The following is an 18,796-nucleotide window of genomic DNA, read 5'->3' on the forward strand; positions in this document are numbered from 1 at the left end:
TTTTGCCATTCGGCCAAACGCGCGGGCTACATCGCCACCGGCAGCTTATCCAAGGTTTTAACCAACTCCACCTCAGCCATGCACCAGTCGCTGCCTTTTTCCAGCACCTTGCCCAAGGCGATCTGGAAATGCTTGCCGCGCGCAGTCATATAGAACTGCTTGCCCAGCATATATAAAGACAAAGCCAGCACCAATGCATTGACCAATTTCCCGCCGCGCCGATACGGCATGAACAAGGCGATATGGCCCGCCAGCCAGACTTGCTCCGGCGGCAAGGTGGGGTCGATCAAACGCGCGTCAGTGGGCCGCAAGGAGGCCGCGAGCGGCCGCGTGCTGAGCGTCTCCAGGCCCAGATAAATTCTTTCGCGCCCGGTGCGCTTCACCCGGCGGATGATGCCCAGGCTCCAGTTCTCTTGTTCCCGCTCCCGGTAAGCGATCAAGCCTCCCAGCCCCACCCACTCATTGCCCATCACGTCGATGGAAACGCCAAGCCCGGTTTGGCTGACATTTTCCAGCGCCCAGCGGGGAAAAGCCGGCTCCGGCGCCGGCTCCGCCACCTCCCCCGCCAGCGAAAGCCCCGCAGACAAGGGGGGCGCAGCCTTATCCCGCTTGCGGCTGGTCACAAAGCCGTAAATCCGGATATTGGCCGCGTCATCGAAGCTGTCTTTATCGCCGCCTCTTTGATTCTGCATGGCCTCTTCGTCAGGCTTGCGGATCAGCCTATGCAAAACCGTCAGCCTGTGCGCGACTTCGATTTGCCTGTTATTCACCGCCACCCGCTCGGAGCGCTCGAACATAACCTGCTTGGCCGCCCATTCGCGCGTCAGCATGCGCATCAGGCCCGCATCGATGCCCGGCTCGACCAAGCGCTTCAATTCCGAAGGCACCCTGCCCGCCTCCATCATGATGGCCCAGCCATGCAATATCTCGACCAATTCCGCGGAGCTCCAGTATCGAGCCCACTCGCCGCACGCTTGCTGGCGGAAGCGCATCGCAGGCCTGGGCTCAATCAGGTCGACGACGAAACTCGCGCCGTCGAAACCCTTCTTGGCCATCGTCATGCGGTTGCTCAGCAAAACCAACAATTCATGGGAGAAATTGATTTGGCGGACAGTCAAATTGCCATTGCCCAATACTGACAGCATTTGCAAAATCAGATATTGATCCTGGATTGTCGTGCCGCCGGCTTTGTCATCAAACAAAAATATTGGTTTGGAATCCAAAGCCCGTAATTCGGAAAATCTGTAAAGCTGGTTTACATTCAACCAGAAAACTTCATCCGGTTGAAAATTTCTGACGTATTGCCATATGGCATATTCCGTCAGATAGTACATTATTCTTGCCAACGCCAGCGGCAATCGCGAGTGGACTTTCACTCCATCCGGAGTGTCCGCCTGAATCGGCAAGGCGTATTGATAAAAGTCCGCAAAGTGCTTGCCATAGCTGAGAATCTGCCCGCGCAATTGATTCTCCAGCACTTTCGGCATTCTGCTGTTCATCAGATATTGCACGCATAGCGCGGCGTGCAGGGGCTGGGTTTCCTGATTCAATACCAGCACCGCCTCCAACAGATCCGAGGATAGCTCCAGCGGCTGGGCGCTCAAGCGTCCCAGCAACTCAACAACCTTGTCGTGCGCGGCGGAGCCATGCTCAAGCTTCAAGGCATCGACATACGCCTTGGCCGCAACCGCGTTCGCCAAAGGATCTGGCTTACCTTTGGCTCCCCTTGAAAAGAAATCCAGCATGCGCGTGTCCACTTTCGTTCATGGCAAGCCCCTGCTTCCCGCCCCAGTCCAGCTATGCTACAAGTATTTATAGCAAGGGGGGAATGCCCCCGCTGACACAACTTGCGCGCAGAAAAAAGGCGCCGTTTCGGCGCCTTTTCTTAATGCTTGGCTAAATCAGATAGCCAGTTGTTCCAGCGACTTGCCGCCGTCAACCCAAGCTTGCACCCAAGCCGGCTTGCGACCACGACCGGTCCAGGTCAGCTCCGTGTTTTCCGGATGGCGGTATTTAGCCTCAACCGGCTTGCGAGCTACGACGGTCTTGCTCAAAACTTCTTCAACGCTCAAGCCATAAGCGCGGGCCAGCTCGATAATCTGCTTCTTGGCCTTGGCTTTTTCTTCCACTTCGCGGCGCTTGATTTCGTTTTCAACTTCCGACTTCAGCTCAACCAGTTTGGTAAATTCCAGCGTGGACAGATCCATGTGATGTTCCTTGATTATTGATTTGCCAATTACAGGCTGTAATGTAGCCAATACGATTAGCACAAGTCAAGGTTAAAAAAGGAAATACTACCGCCTATTAGCCTGTTACCGATTCAAGGCTATAAGGCAAATCCAGCATGCGCAAAGGGATTTTATGAAGCTCATCGCCAAACACGCCCGATTCCCAAGTTTGCGCCTGCACCACCGCCAAGCCTTGGTAACGCCCCTTGCCCACTTGGCAAACCGCAGCCAGCATGCCTACGGACTGATCCGGCAATTCCGGGCTATATAGTTTTGTCGCATTCGGCAATGCTTGATCAAATTCAACGCGGAACATCCGACGCTTCATCTTGCCCAAATACTGGCTGCGCGCGACTATCTCCTGGCCAGGGTAGCAACCCTTTTTGAAATTCACCGCGCCTATCAATTCCATATTGGCCATCTGCGGCACAAACTGCTCCTGCGTGGCCAAGGCCACCCAAACGATGCCGGCCTGTATATCGCGCAACTGCCAGGCCTCAGCCGAAATCGGCGTCAAGGCGGCATTGCCGGCGATCTTGCCGCCCCACTCGCTTTCATTCCGCAGCGCGACAAGCCACCCCGCCCCAGGCAAAGCCATCGCCATGAAGTCCGCGCCGAAAACCGGCTTCAACGGTTCGACATTGGCCAATTCGGCCTGAGCTTCCCGCAATACGGCGCCGGCGGCATCGCCGGCCAAACCCAGCAACGCCCAGTCCGCCGCCAGCTCCACCTTGACCTTGGAGCGCAAAACAAACATCTTCAGCCGCTTGGCAATCGCTTCGGCGATATCGGCGGAAACCATCAGATAATAAGCGCCGTCCTTAAACCACGCCAAAAAGCTGGCCAGCATCCGGCCCTTGGCCGTCGAATATGTGCTGTATTGCGCGCGCCCTTCAAGCAGTTCGCGAATATCGCTGGATAGCTGCCCCTGCAAAAAGGCGGCGGCGTCCTCGCCTTCCACCCGAATCAACGCAAAGGTATCCAGGCACGCCAGCGCGGAACCCTCTCGCAAAGCAGAGATCTGCTCCAGATGCGCATCCTCGGATGCGCGCCGCTCCCCGCTCGGTTCCAGCCCATTCTTCAGCAACCACTCTTTCCAAAAACCTTCCATCGGCCTCGCTCCTGACAATTTGCAATTTGCGATCTTACCGCCAGCCTTTTTTCCTCGCCAGAGGTGTCCGGATGCGATAAAAATACAAATTCTTTAATAACAACAGGATAGCCACACCCCAGCCAGGCTCCCTCAAAAAAACAAAAGAAATTTGCCACAGAAGCTTGACAGCCCAATGGCTGCGATATATAGTTCGCCCTCACTCAATTCCCTGATAGCTCAGTTGGTAGAGCGACGGACTGTTAATCCGCAGGTCGCAGGTTCGAGCCCTGCTCGGGGAGCCAGTTCACCCTGGCTAAATTGAGTATGTTTGTTCCCTGATAGCTCAGTTGGTAGAGCGACGGACTGTTAATCCGCAGGTCGCAGGTTCGAGCCCTGCTCGGGGAGCCAACACCGCCCTTAGGGCCACAATTCAAAGTTTTGTTCCCTGATAGCTCAGTTGGTAGAGCGACGGACTGTTAATCCGCAGGTCGCAGGTTCGAGCCCTGCTCGGGGAGCCAGAATACGGCAAAAGCCGCAGCCCACGCTGCGGCTTTTTCGTTTTCTCTTTCCATCTTACAATCGTTCCAACTTTTGGAGGAACGATGCCACCCACTTCCATTCTGCTCGCAGCCGGCGCCATCCTGCTTTGGGCCTCGCTCGCCACCCTGGGCGCGCTCACCCGATCCCTGCCGCCCTTTTTCGTCGTCGGCGTCTGTCTCAGCGTAGGCAGCCTGTTGTCATTGCATCGCATCCGCGACTGGCGGATGCCGCCCGCCACCATGCTCATCGGCGTCTACGGCCTGTTCGGCTACCATTTCCTGCTGTTCTTCGCCTTCCGACACGCGCCCACCATGGACGCCAATCTGCTCAACTACCTATGGCCGCTGCTGATCGTCATGCTGTCGCCGCTGGCCCAATCCGGCGCCAAGCTGACGCCTCGCCATCTGGCTGGCTGCCTGCTAGGCTTCGCCGGCGCGGCGCTGATCGTGACCGGCGGCAAACTCTCGCTTTCGCAGCAATATCTGCCCGGCTATCTGCTGGCCATCGCCGCCGCCGTGGTCTGGTCCACCTTCAGCCTGGCGCTGAACCGGCTGGCCAATCTGCCCAAAGGCGCGATGGGAGGATTCTGCCTAGCCTCCGGCCTGCTCTCCCTGCTTTCCCATGCGCTGCTGGAACCCGCCGCCCAGCCCAATGCGCAGCAATGGCTGACGCTGCTGCTGCTGGGCCTTGGCCCGATGGGCGGCGCCTTCTTCCTATGGGAGCGCGCGCTCAAGCTGGGCGACCCCAGGCAAATCGGCTCGCTATCCTACGCCACGCCTTTGCTGTCCACTCTGCTGCTCGCCGCCAGCGGCCAAGGGCAGCTCAACCAGATGGCCATCTACGCCATTGCGCTGATCCTGGGCGGCGCGCTGCTCGGCACCTTGCCGAGCCGCAAGGCCCGAGCCGCGACAGTCTGAATGATTTGCAATGATAATGGAAACAGTTAACATGTTTTCTTATGAATAAGGAAAAGACCATGTCCGTACTGAAGGAATTCAAGGAATTCGCCGTCAAAGGCAATGTGATCGACCTCGCCGTAGGCGTGGTGATAGGCGGCGCCTTCGGTTCCATCGTCAAATCGCTGGTAGACGATGTGATCATGCCGCCCATCGGCCTGCTGATCGGCAATGTCGACTTCTCCAACCTGTTCTTTGTACTGAAGGAAGGCGCCAAACAAGCCGGCCCATACGTGTCCGTCGCCGCCGCCAAGCAAGCCGGCGCGGTGACGCTGAATCTGGGTTTGTTCATCAATTCCCTGGTCAGCTTCACCATTGTCGCCTTCGCCATCTTCATGCTGGTCAAGGCCATCAATCGCCTGAAGCGCGAAGAAGCGCCGGCGGAAGCGCCTGCCGCGCCCGCCACCACAGAATGCCGCTACTGCCTCTCCGCCATCCCGGAGAAAGCCAGCCGCTGCCCTTGCTGCACTTCGCAACTGGACTGACGCCCTTGCCGGCACCGGGCTTTTCCCCTACAATCCGCTCCGTTCTGGGGGAGTAGCCTCGGCGCGCGACAGCGCCGGCAACGGTCAACATACTTGGCATTCGCCATGGCCGTCGCGACGAATCCCGTTTGGCAAGACCCATGACATGCTTGCGCATCGCGGGGCCGCGGCGCAGGTTTGTCATGGCGCATGCGCGGCCCCTGGAGTATCCATGGAAGCTTTTCTGATTTCCACCGGCGTGGTGGCTCTGGCCGAGATCGGCGACAAAACCCAATTGCTGGCGCTGCTGCTGGCCTCCCGCTTCAAAAAACCCGTCCCCATCATCCTGGGCATTTTCGTATCTACCCTGGTGAATCACTTCGTCGCGGCGGCGGTTGGCCAATGGCTCATGACCAAGGTCGGTCCGGACATCATGCGCTGGGGGCTGGGCATTTCCTTTGTGATGATGGCCGTCTGGATGCTGATTCCGGACAAGCTGGATGAAGACGGCGGCCTGCGCGAGCGTTTCGGCGTCTTCGGCACCACCGTGATCGCCTTTTTCCTGGCCGAGATGGGCGACAAGACGCAGATCGCCACCGTGGCGCTGGCGGCCCGCTTCCACGAGCTGCCGATGGTGGTGGCCGGCACCACGCTGGGCATGATGATCGCCAACGTGCCCGCCGTGCTGCTGGGCGAGGTGGCCGCCAAGAAGCTGCCGCAAAAGCTGATGCACGGCATTGCCGCCGTGTTGTTTGTCGTGCTCGGCGTCATCACGCTGCTCAATCCGCTGACACTATAAGCGCCAGCAAAAAGGGAGGCCCAAGCCTCCCTTTTCCAACTCCGCCTCGCCCCAAGCCTAGGTCGCCAATAAGCTATTAGGATCGAACCCCACCCGCAGCGCGCCCCAATGCCGGCCTCGCAGCTGCAGCGGCAGCACCACCTCGGACAACACCTCGCCGGTATCGCGGCTATAGGTTTGCAGCAAGAAGGGCTGCTGATTGCGCGCCGCGCGCAAGCCTGCCGGATCATTGAAAATGCGCTTGTCGCGACTCTCTTTCAAGTCCTTCTCCGCATCGCCGCTCAGCGGCCGGCTATACCAGCTGTTATGCGTAGGCGCGTAGCCATTGCCGTCCACCGCCACGCAAAATTTGCCGCCGGGAATCCGCTGCACCATGCTGTCCAGCACCGGCTGCAGCATCTTCTCCAATTTGCCGTCGTAAACCGTTCGGTACTTGGTCGGCTTGCTGCCGGCGATCGGCTGATAGCGCTGATCGAACAAATCGATGCCCCGCTGCAGCTCGCCCTGCAGCAAAGTCAGCACCTGGTCGCGCGCTTCGCGCGCCTGATTGACCGCCTGGTCGAATGCGCCCTCGCCGATCACGAACTTGGAAACCAGCTCCTGCACCCGCTCCGCCGCCGCCGTCAGCTCGGTGGCCGCCTGCTCGGTCTGCCCCAGGCGATCATTCACCTCGCGGCCCAGCAAATGGATTTCCGCCACGTTTTGGTTCACCTGGTGATTCGCCGAAGCAAACTCCTGCATCGTCGAAGCGATCTGGCTCAAGCTGCTGGAGGTGGCCTCGAAGTCGCCCATCATCTTGCTGAAATGCTCGGAAGCGCGCGAAATCACCTCGCGGGCCCGATTGGTGTCTTCGGTAATCGCCGTCGTTTCCTGCTGCGTATCCGAAACCAGGCCCAGCATGCCGTCGATATTATGAGAGATCTCGTCTGTGGCCTTTTTCACTCTTTCAGCCAGCTTCCTCACCTCATCCGCCACCACGGCGAAGCCGCGGCCGCTCTCGCCCGCCCGCGCCGCCTCAATGGCCGCGTTCAGCGCCAGCAGATTGGTCTGCTCGGACACATCCTTGATCAGATCGACAATGGCCTTGATGCTGATGGAGCGTCGGCTCAGCTCATCCACCGTCAGATTGAAATGCCCCACCTTGCGGCTGATGTCATGGATGCTGTCCGTCACCATGCGCAGCTCTTCGTAGGATTCGCGCGCGACATCCAGATTCTCGCCCGTGGTCGAGGAGATCGCCTGCGTCTGCTCGGTAACCTGCTCCACGCCGCGCGTGGATTGGTCGCTGGCCTGCTTCACCTCGCGCGCCAGCTCGTCCTGCTGCCGCGCGCCGTCCAGCGACACGCCCACATTGCGCCGCGTCACCGCCGAGTCCATGGCGATGCGCACGGTCATCACCCTGACCTTGCTGATGATTTCACGCATCTTGAGCAGGAAGCGATTGTAGGACATCGACAGATCGCGGATTTCGTCATAAGTCACCGCCGGAATGTCCCGCGACAGATCGCCGGCGCCCGCGCCTATCTCATTGAAGATATCGATGATCATCTTCAGCGGCCGCACAATCAGGTAACGCAGATACCAAACCATGAAAGCGATGAAGGCAAAGCTCAGCGCCCACAAGCCCAGCGTCCAATACAAGGCGCTGTCTATGCGCGACTCCATTTGCGCCAGCACCTGCTGCCCCATGCCTGCAGATCGCGCCAAGGAACGGATATCGCTAAGCGCGTAATAGCAGTAGGCCACCATCATCAGCTGGAATACGCTGATGAAGAAAAAGCTGCACAGCTTTTTCGTTAAGCTATTCCAGAAGGTTTTTTCAGAAAACGTATAAAACCGCCCAAACCACTCCATTATTTCTCCTCCCGACCTGCTGCGCCGCTTCTTAAAATCGGACGCTATTTTTTATGAAAAGCGGAAGAATTGCCAGAACGTTACACGGCAAAAGCTTGATCAAGATCAACACTCCTCCGCTTCCAGACCATCCACCGCTCCATTCCGCGGAAAACCGGCAATCCATCCGGCAAGGACTGCTCGAATTCCAGAGAAAACCATTTTCCAACAAGGGCTTCCAACTCCGATTCGGCGATGCCGAACGGCGGCCCGCGATCGCTTGCCGCGACAAAAAACACCCCAGCCAGCAAACCGCCGGGACGGATCAGGCTAGCCATTTTGACAGAATATTCCATTCTCATTTTTATTGGCAATGCGCACAAAAAAGCCCGCTCGAACACATAGTCGAAAGCGGGCTGCTCCAGCTTGAAAAAATCCTTCAATAATAATTTGTCCGATAGATTCGGCCACCGGCTGCGCGCATGCGCCAATGCCGCCTCGCTGAAGTCTATCGCCAGCACCTCATGCCCGGCCGCCATCAATTCCGGCATATCGCCGGCGCCACCGCACCCCGGCAGCAATAACCGTCCAGGCGGAGCCTCCCGGAAAAAACGCCGCGCGACATCCGGAAAGCTGGCACCCTCCCAGGGCGTGACGCCTTCTTTATAGCGCTGCTCCCAAAAATCCATCTGCGAACTATCCGCCACTCGCACCCCTCCCCATCAAGCCTGCGACAACCAACCAACCGTTCGCCGCAGATCGCTCCAATCCGCCATGACCGCCTCGCCGCCAACCCCCCTGCGCAGCAAAACGCCATCGTCGCGGATTCGGAACTTCACGCCGGCTGGCAAACGCCCCCACTCCTCGCCTTCTTCGCAATCCAATTCCAACAACACCCCGCACGCCGCGGCAAGCCGCAATAAACGCTGGCGCGCCGGCAAACGCGCCCAGACCAGCTCGCGCTCCGCTTCATCCATGAAGCACCACTGGCTGATTTCTCCAAAAGTGCGCGCGCAACCGCGGCAGACATTATCGCCCAAGGCGGTGGAACACAAGGCGATGCATGGAGAATCTGGGCGGGAATCATTCATCGATTGCTCACTTCAAACAAAACAATAACTTAAAACAAGGCAGGAAACTCAAATCGAGTATATCAGCTAAGCGGAAAAACAGAGGCGGGATATCGCGAGACGAAGCCGCTCGCACAAGGCATGGAAAATTAAAAAGCCAGCACACGCTGTGCCGCGTGATATTGGAAGTTTTTCTAATATCTTCTAAAAGCGCAAACAAAAAAGCCAGCTTGCGCTGGCTCTAAATGCTTGGTACTACAGTGTTTTGTTGGTCGGGGTGAGAAGATTCGAACTTCCGACCCTCTGCACCCCATGCAGATGCGCTACCAGGCTGCGCTACACCCCGACTCAAGAGAAACGTATTCTAACCGATTTATTATTCTTTGCCAACACCTGAATCCAACCATTCCAGGATAGACTCCAATTCGGCGCGCACTTCCTGCGCCGTGATCGGACGATCGCCGGTATCGCCCATTCCCAGGCGCTGGCGGGCGCCCTGAATGGTAAATCCGTCGTCGTAAAGCAATTCACGGATTTTCCGCACCAGTAAAACTTCATGGTGCTGGTAATAACGACGATTGCCGCGCCTTTTTACTTGGCGCAGCTGAGCGAATTCCTGTTCCCAATAACGCAGCACATGCGGCTTCACGCCCGCCAGCTCGCCAACCTCGCTGATGGTGAAGTAACGCTTGGGCGGAATCGACGGCAAATCAGCCTTGCTTGTCAGCATGGTATTGCTCAACCATTCCCTTGAGTTTCTGGCTTGCGTGGAAAGTTACCACACGACGCGCGGTAATAGGAATTTCTTCCCCGGTTTTCGGATTGCGGCCCGGACGCTGCGGCTTGTCGCGCAGCTGGAAATTGCCAAATCCGGACAGTTTCACCGAGTCGCCGGTTTCCAGCGCCAACCGGATTTCCTCGAAAAACGACTCAACCATGTCCTTGGCTTCGCGCTTGTTCAGACCTACCTGGTCAAACAGCAAATCGGCCAGTTCAGCCTTCGTCAAAGTCATGACATTCCCCTCAAACTTCAAAAACATCCAGCAATGGGCGAATTCTAACGCGAATCGCCCATCCAAAACTTGATTAAACGCGCAGTTGCGCGCCCAGCGCCGACACGGCTTCGAGCAAGGCCTGAATGGCCGGCTCGACTTCTTCGTCGGTCAGGGTGCGGCTATTGTCCTGCATCAGCACGCTAAAGGCCAGACTCTTCTTGCCTTCATCGACGCCTTTGCCGCGATACACATCGAAAATCGAGATATCGGTGACAATTTCGGCCTTCTTGGCATCAAAAGCGGACAGCAGTTGCGCCACAGTCACTTGCTCGTCCACCACCAGCGCCAGATCGCGGCGCACCGGCTGGAACTTGCTCACCGGCTTGGCCTTGATGCGGTCGCGGGCGATGGCGCAGGACAGATCCAGCTCGAACAACACCGGCGCAGTCGGCAGATCGTAAGCTTGCGCCCACTGCGGATGCAGTTCGCCGATCACGCCCACCGTCTTGCCATCCACCAGCACCTCGGCGCAGCGGCCGGGATGGAAGGCGGGATGAGCCGCCTTGCGGTAGGCCGCCTTGACCGGGTGCAGCAGCGCCTCGACATCGGCCTTCACGTCGAAGAAATCGACGCGCTCGGCCTTGGCCGCCCACTGCTCGGCCAGACGCGGCCCCCAAGCCAGACCCGCCACTTTTTCCGGCTGCTCGAAGCCCTGCTCGCCGCGCAGGAACACGCGAGCCACTTCAAACAGACGCACGCGCGGGTGCTTGCGGTTGATATTGCCCACCAGGGTGTCGACCAAGCCGCCGATCAGCGTCGAGCGCATCACGCTCATTTGGCTGGCGATCGGGTTCTGCAAGCGGATGGCATTGTCGTTGCCGGCGAAATCGCGTTCCCAGCGCTCGTCGACAAAGGCGTAGCTGACCACTTCCTGATAGTCGCGCGCCGCCAGCAGATGGCGCAGCTGATCCACCGGACGCTGTTCTTCCGGCTGCTTGAGCATGCTCATGCCCGAACGCGGCGCGTCGGACGGGATGCTGTTGTAGCCGTAGACGCGAGCCACTTCCTCGATCAGGTCTTCTTCAATCTCGATATCGAAGCGGAACGACGGCGCCTGCACGGTGAATACGCCGTTCTCCAGCGTATGCGCCAGGCTCAGGCGCGACAGAATGTCGGCGATCTGCTCCGCATTCAAGCTCACGCCCAACACCTTGGAGGCGCGCGCCACGCGCAGCTTGACCGCTTGGCGTTTCGGCAGCTCGGCCACCTCTTCCACCACCGGGCCGGCTTCGCCGCCGCAGATGTCCAGCACCAGACGGGTGGCGCGCTCCATCGCTTCGCGTTGCAGTTCGAAATCCACGCCGCGCTCGTAGCGGTAGGCCGAATCGGAGCCGAAGCCCAGCTCGCGCGCGCGGCCGGCGATGGCGGCCGGCGCGAAGAACGCCGACTCCAGGAAAATGTCCTGGCTCGCGGTCGTGACGCCGCTGTGCTCGCCGCCCATGAAGCCGCCCATCGCCAACACCTTGGCGTCATCGGCGATCACCAGATGATGCGGCTTCAGCTCTACAGTCTTTTCATTCAGGCACAGCAGGCTTTCGCCTTCGCGCGCCATGCGCACGGCGATGCCGCCCTCGACCTTGGCCAGGTCGAATGCGTGCATGGGCTGGCCCTGCTCCAGCAGCATGTAATTGGTGATGTCGACGATGGCGGAAATCGAACGCAGGCCGGAGCGCTCCAGGCGGCGGCGCATCCAGTCCGGCGTCGCCGCGGCGGCGCTGACGCCCTTGAGCACGCGGCCCAGATAGCGGCCGCAAGCCTCGCGCGCCTCGATCTTCACCGGACGCACGTCGTCGATGGACGGCGCCACCGGGGCGACGGCCACCGGTTTCTGCTCGGCGCCGGTCAAGGCCGCCACTTCGCGGGCGATGCCGCGGATGGACAGGCTGTCGGCGCGGTTAGGCGTGATCTTCAGCGTGAACAGCTGGTCGTCCAGGCCCAGGTAATCGCGGATGCTCTGGCCGATAGGCGCGTCGGCCGGCAGCAGCATCAGGCCGTCCACGTCTTCCGGCACGCCCAGCTCCTTGCCGGAGCACAGCATGCCGTTCGATTCCACGCCGCGCATCTTGGTCGGCTTGATTTTGAAATCGCCGGGCAGCACCGCGCCCGGCAGCGCGCACGGGATGCGCACGCCGACGGCCACATTGGGCGCGCCGCAGACGATTTGAATCAGTTCGCCGGTGCCGGCATCCACCTTGGTGACGCGCAGGCGGTCGGCGTTTTCATGCTTGGCGCACTCTTTCACCTCGGCGATGACCACGCCGCTGAAAGCCGGCGCGGCGGCTTGGGTTTCTTCCACTTCCAGGCCCGCCATGGTCAGCAGGTAGGACAGTTCATCGGTGGTCAGCGCCGGATTGACCCAGCTTCTCAGCCATTGTTCGGAAAATTGCATAGTCGGCTCCGTGCGCGATCAGTTGAATTGCTTCAGGAAGTTGAGATCGTTCTCGAAGAACAGGCGCAAGTCGTTGACGCCGTAGCGCAACATGGCGAAACGATCCAGGCCGATGCCGAAGGCGAAGCCGGTATAAGTTTCCGGATCGATGTTGGCAATACGCAACACATTCGGGTGCACCATGCCGCAACCGCCCACTTCCAGCCAGCGTCCCTGCTCGTCCAGCACGTCGATTTCGGCCGACGTTTCGGTGAACGGGAAGAAGGACGGACGGAAGCGCACTTGCAGATCGTCGCGCTCGAAGAAGCGGCGCAGGAAGTCGATCAGCACCGCCTTCAGGTCGGCGAAGGACACGCCCTCGTCCACCCACAGGCCTTCCATCTGGTGGAACATAGGCGAGTGCGTGGCATCCGAGTCGACACGGTACACGCGGCCCGGCGCGACGATCTTGATCGGCGGACGGTGGCTTTCCATGAAGCGCGCCTGGATCGGGCTGGTATGGGTGCGCAGCACATCGCCGTTTTCAACGTAGAAGGTGTCCTGCATCGCGCGGGCCGGATGGTTTTCCGGAATGTTCAGCGCCTGGAAGTTGTAGAAATCGCTTTCGATTTCCGGGCCGTCGGCCACTTCGAAACCCATGGTGCGGAACAGGCCGGCGATGCGCTCCAGCGTCAGCGCCACCGGATGCAAACCGCCGCCCACAGTACCGCGGCCCGGCAGCGTCACGTCCAGCGCCTCGGCGGCCAGCTGGGCTTCCAGCTTGGCGGCGTTGAGCCGGTCGCGCTTGTCGTTGTGCGCGGCTTCAAAAGCCTGCTTGGCCAGGTTGATGGTGGCGCCGGCTGCTTTGCGCTCTTCCGGCGCCAGCTTGCCCAGCTGCTTGAGGAGTTCGGTCAGCTCGCCGCTCTTGCCAAGGTAGCGCGCCTTGACTTGCTCGAGCTCGATCAGATCGGCCGCGGCGGCTACTGCCTCCTGGCCGGCTTGGAGAATCGCGTCAACGTTGTTCATCTTGTCCCACACCGCATGCGAATAAAAGGCTGATCGAATCAGGCAGGAGCCTGCATGATTGGATAAGCGTTCTACAAAGCGCGAATAGAAAAAAAGGGAGGCGATTGCCTCCCTTTAAGTTCGTCCGGGCGATTAAGCAGCGAGGCTTGCTTTCGCCTTTTCGACGATCTGAGCAAAAGCGGCCTTTTCGAACACGGCCAGATCGGCCAGGACCTTACGGTCGATTTCGATGCCGGCTTTCTTCAGACCGTTCATGAACTTGCTGTACGGCAGGCCGTTTTCACGGGCAGCTGCGTTGATACGAGCAATCCACAGTTGACGGAACTGACGCTTTTTCTGACGACGGTCGCGGTAGGCGTACTGACCCGCCTTCATCACCGCCTGTTTGGCGATGCGATAGACGTTCTTCCGGCGGCCGCGATAGCCTTTCGCCAGGGCGAGGATTTTCTTGTGACGAGCACGTGCGGTTACACCGCGTTTAACGCGTGGCATATATCAGTCTCCTTATGCGTAAGGCATCATGGCTTTTACGGAAGCCATGTTGGTTGCGTGCACCATGGTGGTACCGCGCAGTTGGCGCTTGTTCTTGGTGGTCTTCTTGGTCAGGATGTGACGCTTGAAGGCCATGGAACGCTTAACGCCGCCGTTGCCCAGCACTTTGAGACGCTTTTTCGCGCTCGACTTGGTTTTCATCTTCGGCATGGAAATGCTCCTGCTGAATTTTGTCTAGATTCGACACAGGGTGGCCGTCCGGCAAGCCTTTCGGCGCTTGATACCACTGCGTCACGCTTTTGAAGCAGGTCGTTGCCGACCTACAAAATCAACACGGCAGAGCGCACTCTGCCGTGTCGGAATGGCGATTATACCGATTATTTCTTCTTCGGCGCAATCATCATTACCATCTGGCGACCTTCCAGACGCGGGAACTGTTCCACAGTGCCCACTTCCGCCAGGTCGGCCTCTACGCGCTTGAGCAGCGCCAGACCGATATCCTGGTGAGCCATTTCACGGCCGCGGAAACGCAGGGTGACTTTGGCCTTGTCGCCTTCAGACAGGAAACGCACCAGGTTGCGCAGCTTGACGTTGTAATCGCCATCGTCTGTGCCCGGGCGGAATTTGATTTCCTTGATCTGAACTTGTTTCTGCTTCTGCTTGGCCTCGTGGCGCTTCTTGGACATTTCGTACTTGTACTTACCGTAGTCCATCAGCTTGCACACCGGCGGCTGCGCGGTCGGGGAAATTTCCACCAGATCCACATCGCCTTCTTCCGCCAGAGCCATTGCTTCACGCAGACTGACGATGCCAATCTGCTCACCTTCTTTACCTACCAGACGAATCTCGCGAGCGGTAATCTCGCCGTTGATCCGTGCTTCGCGTTCCTGAGCTATAGCCAAATCTCCTAATGAATGATAATTGCGCCGCCGCTGGATCAGGCCTCAGGCATCTCAGCCTTGAGGCGCGCGATGAACGCATCCAGCGTGAGCTGACCCAGGTCTTCGCCACGGGCGCGCACGGCAACCAGTCCGTCTGCCTTTTCCTTGTCGCCGACAATGATCTGATACGGCAACTTCTGCAGACTGTGTTCGCGAATTTTATAGCCGATCTTCTCGTTTCTCAAGTCAAGATCGACACGGAAGCCTTGTTTCTCAAGCGCTTTGGCGATGTCCGATGCATATTCCGCCTGCGCTTCGGTGATATTCATCACAACCATCTGCACCGGAGCCAGCCACAGCGGGAAAGCGCCGGCATGGTTTTCGATCAGAATGCCAAGGAAACGCTCCAGCGAACCCAGCGCCGCGCGGTGCAGCATCACCGGACGCTTGCGGCTGTTGTCGTCAGCCACATATTCGGCGTCCAGACGCTCCGGCAGCATGAAGTCCAGCTGCAGCGTGCCGCACTGCCAGGAGCGGCCTAGCGCGTCCTTGATGTGGTATTCGATCTTCGGACCGTAGAAAGCGCCCTCGCCCGGCAATTCCGTCCACTCCACGCCGCAAGCGCGCAGCGCCTCGCGCATGCCTTCCTCGGCCTTGTCCCAGGTGGACTCTTCGCCGATGCGCTTGTCCGGACGCAGCGCCAGCTTGATCGCCACCTTGTCGAAGCCGAAGCGGTCGTACACTTCCATCACCAGGCGGTGGAAATCCTTGGCCTCCTGGTTGATCTGGTCTTCGGTACAGAAGATGTGGCCATCGTCCTGCACGAAGCCGCGCACGCGCATGATGCCGTGCAGCGCGCCGGACGGCTCATTGCGATGGCAGGAGCCGAACTCGGCGTAGCGCAGCGGCAGATCGCGATAAGAACGCAGGCCGCTGTTGAAGATCTGCACGTGGCCCGGGCAGTTCATCGGCTTCACCGCGTAATCGCGCTTTTCCGACTCGGTGATGAACATGTTCTCGCGGTAGTTGGCGGCATGACCGGAACGCTCCCACAGATTGGCGTCCATCATCATCGGCGTGCGCACTTCCTTATAGCCTTCGACATTCAGCTTGGCGCGCATGTATTGCTCGACGTTCTGCCACAGCTGCCAGCCCTTGGGGTGCCAGAACACCATGCCCGGCGCCTCGTCCTGCAGATGGAACAGGTCCAGCTGCACGCCCAGCTTGCGATGGTCGCGCTTTTCCGCCTCTTCCAGCATATAGAGGTAGGCTTCCAGGTCTTCCTTCTTAGCCCAGGCGGTGCCGTAAACGCGCTGCAGCATTTCGTTCTTGCTGTCGCCGCGCCAGTAAGCGCCGGCCACCTTCATCAGCTTGAACACCTTCAGCTTGCCGGTGGACGGCACGTGCGGGCCGCGGCACAAGTCGGTGAACTCGCCCTCGCGGTACAGACTCAGCACCTCGCCCTGCGGGATCGATTCGATAATCTCGGCCTTATAGGCCTCGCCTATGCTCTTGAAGTAGGCGATCGCCTCGTCGCGCGGCAGTTCGTAACGCTCTACCGGGATATCCTTCTTCGCCAGCTCGGCCATTTTCTTTTCGATGGCGGCCAAGTCTTCCGGCGTGAACGGACGCTTGTAGGCGAAGTCGTAATAGAAGCCGTTTTCGATCTCCGGCCCGATGGTCACCTGCGCCTCCGGGAACAGCTCCTTGACGGCGTAAGCCAGCAAGTGAGCGGTGGAGTGGCGAATGATGGACAGGCCGTCGGCGTCCTTGTCGGTGACGATAGCCAGATCGGCATTGCGGTCGATCAGGTAGCTGGTATCGACCAGCTGGCCATCCACGCGGCCCGCCAGCGCGGCGCGCGCCAGACCAGTGCCGATGGATGCGGCCACTTCATGAACCGTTACCGGTTTGTCGAATGAACGGACCGAGCCGTCCGGCAAGCGAATGTCTGGCATATCAACTCCAACGAGGGCGAGAGGTTTGTGTGAGCGATTCTAAAACGTAAGGATAAAAAAAAAGTGCGGCCTGAGCCGCACTTCTTTTTTCGCATGGTACAACCCGCAAGGCTCAGCTTCCGTGAGTATGTCGGGTTGTGGTAGTTCGCAAAGCTTTCACTTGTTCACTCCATGCATTGAATTTGGTAGGCACGATTGGATTCGAACCAACGACCCCCACCATGTCAAGGTGGTGCTCTAACCAACTGAGCTACGTGCCTGTCGTCGAGGTGTGCATAGTATAAGAGCCTACCCGTCTTGGCAAGCACTATTTTGCATCCTCGGCGCAGGCCGCGCGCTTGCTGTATACTAGCGGACTGATTTTGCTAAACAAACCTTGAAGCGACACTTCGAATAATGTTGAAGTTTACCGTACACAAAACCTCCGGCGGCGCGCGACGCGGCACGCTGGAGCTGAACCACGGCACCGTGGAGACCCCGGTCTTCCAGCCGGTGGGCACCTACGGCTCGGTGAAAGCGATGAGCCCGGTGGAGTTGAACGACATCGGCGCGCAGATCATTCTGGGCAACACTTTCCACCTGTGGCTGCGCCCGGGCCTGGAAATCGTCGAGCAGTTCGGCGGCCTGCACGAGTTCATCGGCTGGGACAAGCCCATCCTCACCGACTCCGGCGGCTTCCAGGTGTTCAGCCTGTCCGACATGCGCAAGCTGACCGAAGAAGGCTGCACCTTCCAGAGCCCGATCAACGGCGACAAGTTGTTCCTGAGCCCGGAAATCTCGATGAAGATCCAGACCGTGCTCAATTCGGACATCGTGATGCAGCTGGACGAGTGCACGCCGGGCCAGGTGGACCACGCCACCGCGCAGAAATCGCTGCAGATGAGCCTGCGCTGGGCCGAGCGCTCGCGCCGCGCCTTCGACGATCTGAAAAACCCCAATGCGCTGTTCGGCATCGTGCAAGGCAACCTTTATACCGATTTGCGCCAGGAATCGCTGGAAGGCCTGATGCAGGTCGGTTTCGACGGCATCGCCATCGGCGGCCTGTCGGTGGGCGAGCCCAAGCCGGAAATGTACCGGATGCTGACCGAACTGAAGGACATGCTGCCGGCCGAGAAGCCGCACTATCTGATGGGCGTGGGCACGCCGGAAGACCTGGTGCACGGCGTGGCCAACGGCGTGGACATGTTCGACTGCGTGATGCCGACCCGCAACGCGCGCAATGGCTGGATCTTCACCCAATGGGGCGACGTCAAGATCAAGAACGCGCGCTACAAGGACGACAAGAAGCCGCTGGACGAAGAGTGCGCATGCTACGCCTGCCGCAACTTCAGCCGCGCCTACCTGCACCACCTGCACCGCGTGGGCGAAATCCTGGGCGCGCGCCTGAACACCATCCACAACTTGCATTACTACCAGGAATTGATGCGCGAAATGCGCAAGGCCATCGAAGAAGACCGCTTCGAGGACTTCCGCCTGGAGTTCGCCGCCAAGCGCGCTCGCGGCGTCAATTAATTAAAGCTGTGACAACGGGAACCTAGCGGCGTCGGGCACGGTCCCACGCCGCTGCCGCGCGCCATGGTTGGAAAAGCCATGGAGCATGGATACAATGGCCTGTTTGAATGCCAGTCATACATAATCATTAGGAGTCTTTCGATGTTCATTACTCCCGCCTTCGCCGCCGGTGGCGCCGCCCCCGCAGGTTTCGACCTGATGGGCTTCCTGCCGATGATCGTGATCTTCGTGCTGTTCTACTTCCTGATGATCCGTCCTCAGCAGAAGCGCATGAAGGAAACCCAGAAGATGCTGTCGGAAATCCAAAAGGGCGATGAAGTCGTCACCCAGGGCGGCATCATCGGCCGCGTGGCCAAGGTCAGCGAACAATACCTGACCGTTGAAATCGCCAACGGCGTGGAAATCAACGTACAGCGCGGCGCCGTCAGCGCCAAGCTGGAAAAGGGCACGCTGAAGTCCCTGTAATGCCAATCACGGCCGCCCCCGGACCCTCCGCAGGCGGCCTGTTCATTTTCCATCCC

19 protein-coding genes and 5 tRNA genes are annotated in these 18,796 nt (G+C 59.2%); 8 read left to right on the top strand and 16 right to left on the bottom strand.

Translation table 11 applies throughout. From position 1 onward, the window contains the following. Window positions 1-26: 26 nt before the first annotated feature. From NKT35_RS01000 to ygfZ, 3 genes are all read right to left on the bottom strand, one after another. The gene (locus NKT35_RS01000) at window positions 27-1,700 is read right to left on the bottom strand and encodes a cyclic-di-GMP receptor FimW-related protein (protein WP_254297946.1); all 1,674 of its coding nucleotides are present in this window, start codon (window positions 1,698-1,700) and stop codon (window positions 27-29) included. A gap of 201 nt (window positions 1,701-1,901) precedes the next feature. Next, a complete protein-coding gene (locus NKT35_RS01005) occupies window positions 1,902-2,207 on the bottom strand; it encodes an H-NS histone family protein (RefSeq protein ID WP_254297947.1) in 306 nt (101 codons plus the stop codon). A gap of 97 nt (window positions 2,208-2,304) precedes the next feature. Continuing rightward, window positions 2,305-3,339: a CAF17-like 4Fe-4S cluster assembly/insertion protein YgfZ gene (ygfZ, locus tag NKT35_RS01010; protein ID WP_254297948.1), complete on the bottom strand. Its 1,035-nt coding sequence runs from the start codon at window positions 3,337-3,339 to the stop codon at window positions 2,305-2,307. 208 nt (window positions 3,340-3,547) lie between these two features. Here ygfZ and NKT35_RS01015 point away from each other — a divergent pair. From NKT35_RS01015 to NKT35_RS01040, 6 genes are all read left to right on the top strand, one after another. Continuing rightward, window positions 3,548-3,623, top strand: a tRNA-Asn gene (locus tag NKT35_RS01015). Window positions 3,624-3,653: 30 nt separating this feature from the next. Then, window positions 3,654-3,729 (top strand) — tRNA-Asn (locus NKT35_RS01020). A 34-nt stretch (window positions 3,730-3,763) separates the two neighbouring features. After that, window positions 3,764-3,839: transfer RNA gene (locus NKT35_RS01025), tRNA-Asn, on the top strand. Window positions 3,840-3,923: 84 nt separating this feature from the next. Next, window positions 3,924-4,778, top strand: a complete 855-nt coding sequence (locus NKT35_RS01030) for a DMT family transporter (RefSeq protein ID WP_254297949.1) — start codon at window positions 3,924-3,926, stop codon at window positions 4,776-4,778. A gap of 59 nt (window positions 4,779-4,837) precedes the next feature. Then, complete coding sequence (gene mscL, locus NKT35_RS01035) at window positions 4,838-5,302, top strand: large-conductance mechanosensitive channel protein MscL (protein ID WP_254297950.1); 465 nt, start codon at window positions 4,838-4,840, stop codon at window positions 5,300-5,302. Between the two features lie 211 nt (window positions 5,303-5,513). Next, complete coding sequence (locus NKT35_RS01040; protein ID WP_254297951.1) at window positions 5,514-6,080, top strand: TMEM165/GDT1 family protein; 567 nt, start codon at window positions 5,514-5,516, stop codon at window positions 6,078-6,080. A 57-nt stretch (window positions 6,081-6,137) separates the two neighbouring features. Here NKT35_RS01040 and NKT35_RS01045 read toward each other — a convergent pair whose 3' ends face one another. From NKT35_RS01045 to NKT35_RS01105, 13 genes are all read right to left on the bottom strand, one after another. Next, on the bottom strand, window positions 6,138-7,934 hold the full coding sequence (locus NKT35_RS01045; protein WP_254297952.1) for a methyl-accepting chemotaxis protein: 1,797 nt from the start codon (window positions 7,932-7,934) through the stop codon (window positions 6,138-6,140). A gap of 80 nt (window positions 7,935-8,014) precedes the next feature. Next, window positions 8,015-8,602, bottom strand: a complete 588-nt coding sequence (locus NKT35_RS01050) for a methyltransferase domain-containing protein (RefSeq protein ID WP_254297953.1) — start codon at window positions 8,600-8,602, stop codon at window positions 8,015-8,017. Between the two features lie 33 nt (window positions 8,603-8,635). Beyond that, window positions 8,636-9,004 (bottom strand): DUF1289 domain-containing protein, encoded by a 369-nt coding sequence (locus NKT35_RS01055; RefSeq protein WP_254297954.1) that lies wholly within the window; start codon window positions 9,002-9,004, stop codon window positions 8,636-8,638. A 248-nt stretch (window positions 9,005-9,252) separates the two neighbouring features. After that, a tRNA-Pro gene (locus NKT35_RS01060) sits at window positions 9,253-9,329 on the bottom strand. A 30-nt stretch (window positions 9,330-9,359) separates the two neighbouring features. Continuing rightward, window positions 9,360-9,713 carry a MerR family transcriptional regulator gene (locus tag NKT35_RS01065; protein ID WP_254297955.1) on the bottom strand — a complete coding sequence of 118 codons (354 nt, stop codon included), beginning with the start codon at window positions 9,711-9,713 and terminating at the stop codon, window positions 9,360-9,362. Then, entirely contained in the window at window positions 9,694-9,996 is a 303-nt protein-coding gene (locus tag NKT35_RS01070; protein WP_254301328.1) for an integration host factor subunit alpha, read from the bottom strand. The genes NKT35_RS01065 and NKT35_RS01070 overlap by 20 nt, the downstream gene beginning before the upstream one ends. 73 nt (window positions 9,997-10,069) lie before the next feature. Beyond that, entirely contained in the window at window positions 10,070-12,427 is a 2,358-nt protein-coding gene (gene pheT, locus NKT35_RS01075) for a phenylalanine--tRNA ligase subunit beta (RefSeq protein WP_254297956.1), read from the bottom strand. 18 nt (window positions 12,428-12,445) lie between these two features. Next, window positions 12,446-13,432, bottom strand: a complete 987-nt coding sequence (locus NKT35_RS01080) for a phenylalanine--tRNA ligase subunit alpha (protein ID WP_254297957.1) — start codon at window positions 13,430-13,432, stop codon at window positions 12,446-12,448. A gap of 132 nt (window positions 13,433-13,564) precedes the next feature. Continuing rightward, the gene (gene rplT / locus NKT35_RS01085; protein WP_043575501.1) at window positions 13,565-13,924 is read right to left on the bottom strand and encodes a 50S ribosomal protein L20; all 360 of its coding nucleotides are present in this window, start codon (window positions 13,922-13,924) and stop codon (window positions 13,565-13,567) included. A 12-nt stretch (window positions 13,925-13,936) separates the two neighbouring features. Next, the gene (gene rpmI, locus NKT35_RS01090) at window positions 13,937-14,134 is read right to left on the bottom strand and encodes a 50S ribosomal protein L35 (protein ID WP_254297958.1); all 198 of its coding nucleotides are present in this window, start codon (window positions 14,132-14,134) and stop codon (window positions 13,937-13,939) included. Between the two features lie 167 nt (window positions 14,135-14,301). Next, window positions 14,302-14,826 carry a translation initiation factor IF-3 gene (infC, locus tag NKT35_RS01095; protein ID WP_254297959.1) on the bottom strand — a complete coding sequence of 175 codons (525 nt, stop codon included), beginning with the start codon at window positions 14,824-14,826 and terminating at the stop codon, window positions 14,302-14,304. A 35-nt stretch (window positions 14,827-14,861) separates the two neighbouring features. Further along, a complete protein-coding gene (thrS, locus tag NKT35_RS01100) occupies window positions 14,862-16,763 on the bottom strand; it encodes a threonine--tRNA ligase (protein ID WP_254297960.1) in 1,902 nt (633 codons plus the stop codon). Window positions 16,764-16,946: 183 nt separating this feature from the next. After that, window positions 16,947-17,023 (bottom strand) — tRNA-Val (locus NKT35_RS01105). A gap of 136 nt (window positions 17,024-17,159) precedes the next feature. Between NKT35_RS01105 and tgt the strand changes: the two genes are divergently transcribed. Together tgt and yajC are read left to right on the top strand one after the other, a co-directional pair. Beyond that, complete coding sequence (gene tgt / locus NKT35_RS01110; RefSeq protein WP_254297961.1) at window positions 17,160-18,275, top strand: tRNA guanosine(34) transglycosylase Tgt; 1,116 nt, start codon at window positions 17,160-17,162, stop codon at window positions 18,273-18,275. Window positions 18,276-18,416: 141 nt separating this feature from the next. Next, window positions 18,417-18,740 (top strand): preprotein translocase subunit YajC, encoded by a 324-nt coding sequence (gene yajC, locus NKT35_RS01115; protein ID WP_254297962.1) that lies wholly within the window; start codon window positions 18,417-18,419, stop codon window positions 18,738-18,740. Window positions 18,741-18,796 lie beyond the last annotated feature (56 nt).

Source organism: Chromobacterium sp. IIBBL 290-4, from assembly GCF_024207115.1.
Lineage (GTDB): Bacteria > Pseudomonadota > Gammaproteobacteria > Burkholderiales > Chromobacteriaceae > Chromobacterium.

Excerpts from the sequence above, each read along its gene's own strand:
- NKT35_RS01080 (WP_254297957.1), bottom strand. The coding sequence starts at position 13,432 with ATGAACAACGTTGACGCGATTCTCCAAGCCGGCCAGGAGGCAGTAGCC.
- NKT35_RS01030 (WP_254297949.1), top strand. The coding sequence starts at position 3,924 with ATGCCACCCACTTCCATTCTGCTCGCAGCCGGCGCCATCCTGCTTTGG.
- mscL (WP_254297950.1), top strand. The coding sequence starts at position 4,838 with ATGTCCGTACTGAAGGAATTCAAGGAATTCGCCGTCAAAGGCAATGTG.
- NKT35_RS01005 (WP_254297947.1), bottom strand. The coding sequence starts at position 2,207 with ATGGATCTGTCCACGCTGGAATTTACCAAACTGGTTGAGCTGAAGTCG.
- NKT35_RS01070 (WP_254301328.1), bottom strand. The coding sequence starts at position 9,996 with ATGACTTTGACGAAGGCTGAACTGGCCGATTTGCTGTTTGACCAGGTA.
- NKT35_RS01040 (WP_254297951.1), top strand. The coding sequence starts at position 5,514 with ATGGAAGCTTTTCTGATTTCCACCGGCGTGGTGGCTCTGGCCGAGATC.
- NKT35_RS01050 (WP_254297953.1), bottom strand. The coding sequence starts at position 8,602 with ATGGATTTTTGGGAGCAGCGCTATAAAGAAGGCGTCACGCCCTGGGAG.
- tgt (WP_254297961.1), top strand. The coding sequence starts at position 17,160 with ATGTTGAAGTTTACCGTACACAAAACCTCCGGCGGCGCGCGACGCGGC.
- NKT35_RS01045 (WP_254297952.1), bottom strand. The coding sequence starts at position 7,934 with ATGGAGTGGTTTGGGCGGTTTTATACGTTTTCTGAAAAAACCTTCTGG.
- pheT (WP_254297956.1), bottom strand. The coding sequence starts at position 12,427 with ATGCAATTTTCCGAACAATGGCTGAGAAGCTGGGTCAATCCGGCGCTG.
- rpmI (WP_254297958.1), bottom strand. The coding sequence starts at position 14,134 with ATGCCGAAGATGAAAACCAAGTCGAGCGCGAAAAAGCGTCTCAAAGTG.
- rplT (WP_043575501.1), bottom strand. The coding sequence starts at position 13,924 with ATGCCACGCGTTAAACGCGGTGTAACCGCACGTGCTCGTCACAAGAAA.
- NKT35_RS01065 (WP_254297955.1), bottom strand. The coding sequence starts at position 9,713 with ATGCTGACAAGCAAGGCTGATTTGCCGTCGATTCCGCCCAAGCGTTAC.
- NKT35_RS01055 (WP_254297954.1), bottom strand. The coding sequence starts at position 9,004 with ATGAATGATTCCCGCCCAGATTCTCCATGCATCGCCTTGTGTTCCACC.
- ygfZ (WP_254297948.1), bottom strand. The coding sequence starts at position 3,339 with ATGGAAGGTTTTTGGAAAGAGTGGTTGCTGAAGAATGGGCTGGAACCG.
- thrS (WP_254297960.1), bottom strand. The coding sequence starts at position 16,763 with ATGCCAGACATTCGCTTGCCGGACGGCTCGGTCCGTTCATTCGACAAA.
- yajC (WP_254297962.1), top strand. The coding sequence starts at position 18,417 with ATGTTCATTACTCCCGCCTTCGCCGCCGGTGGCGCCGCCCCCGCAGGT.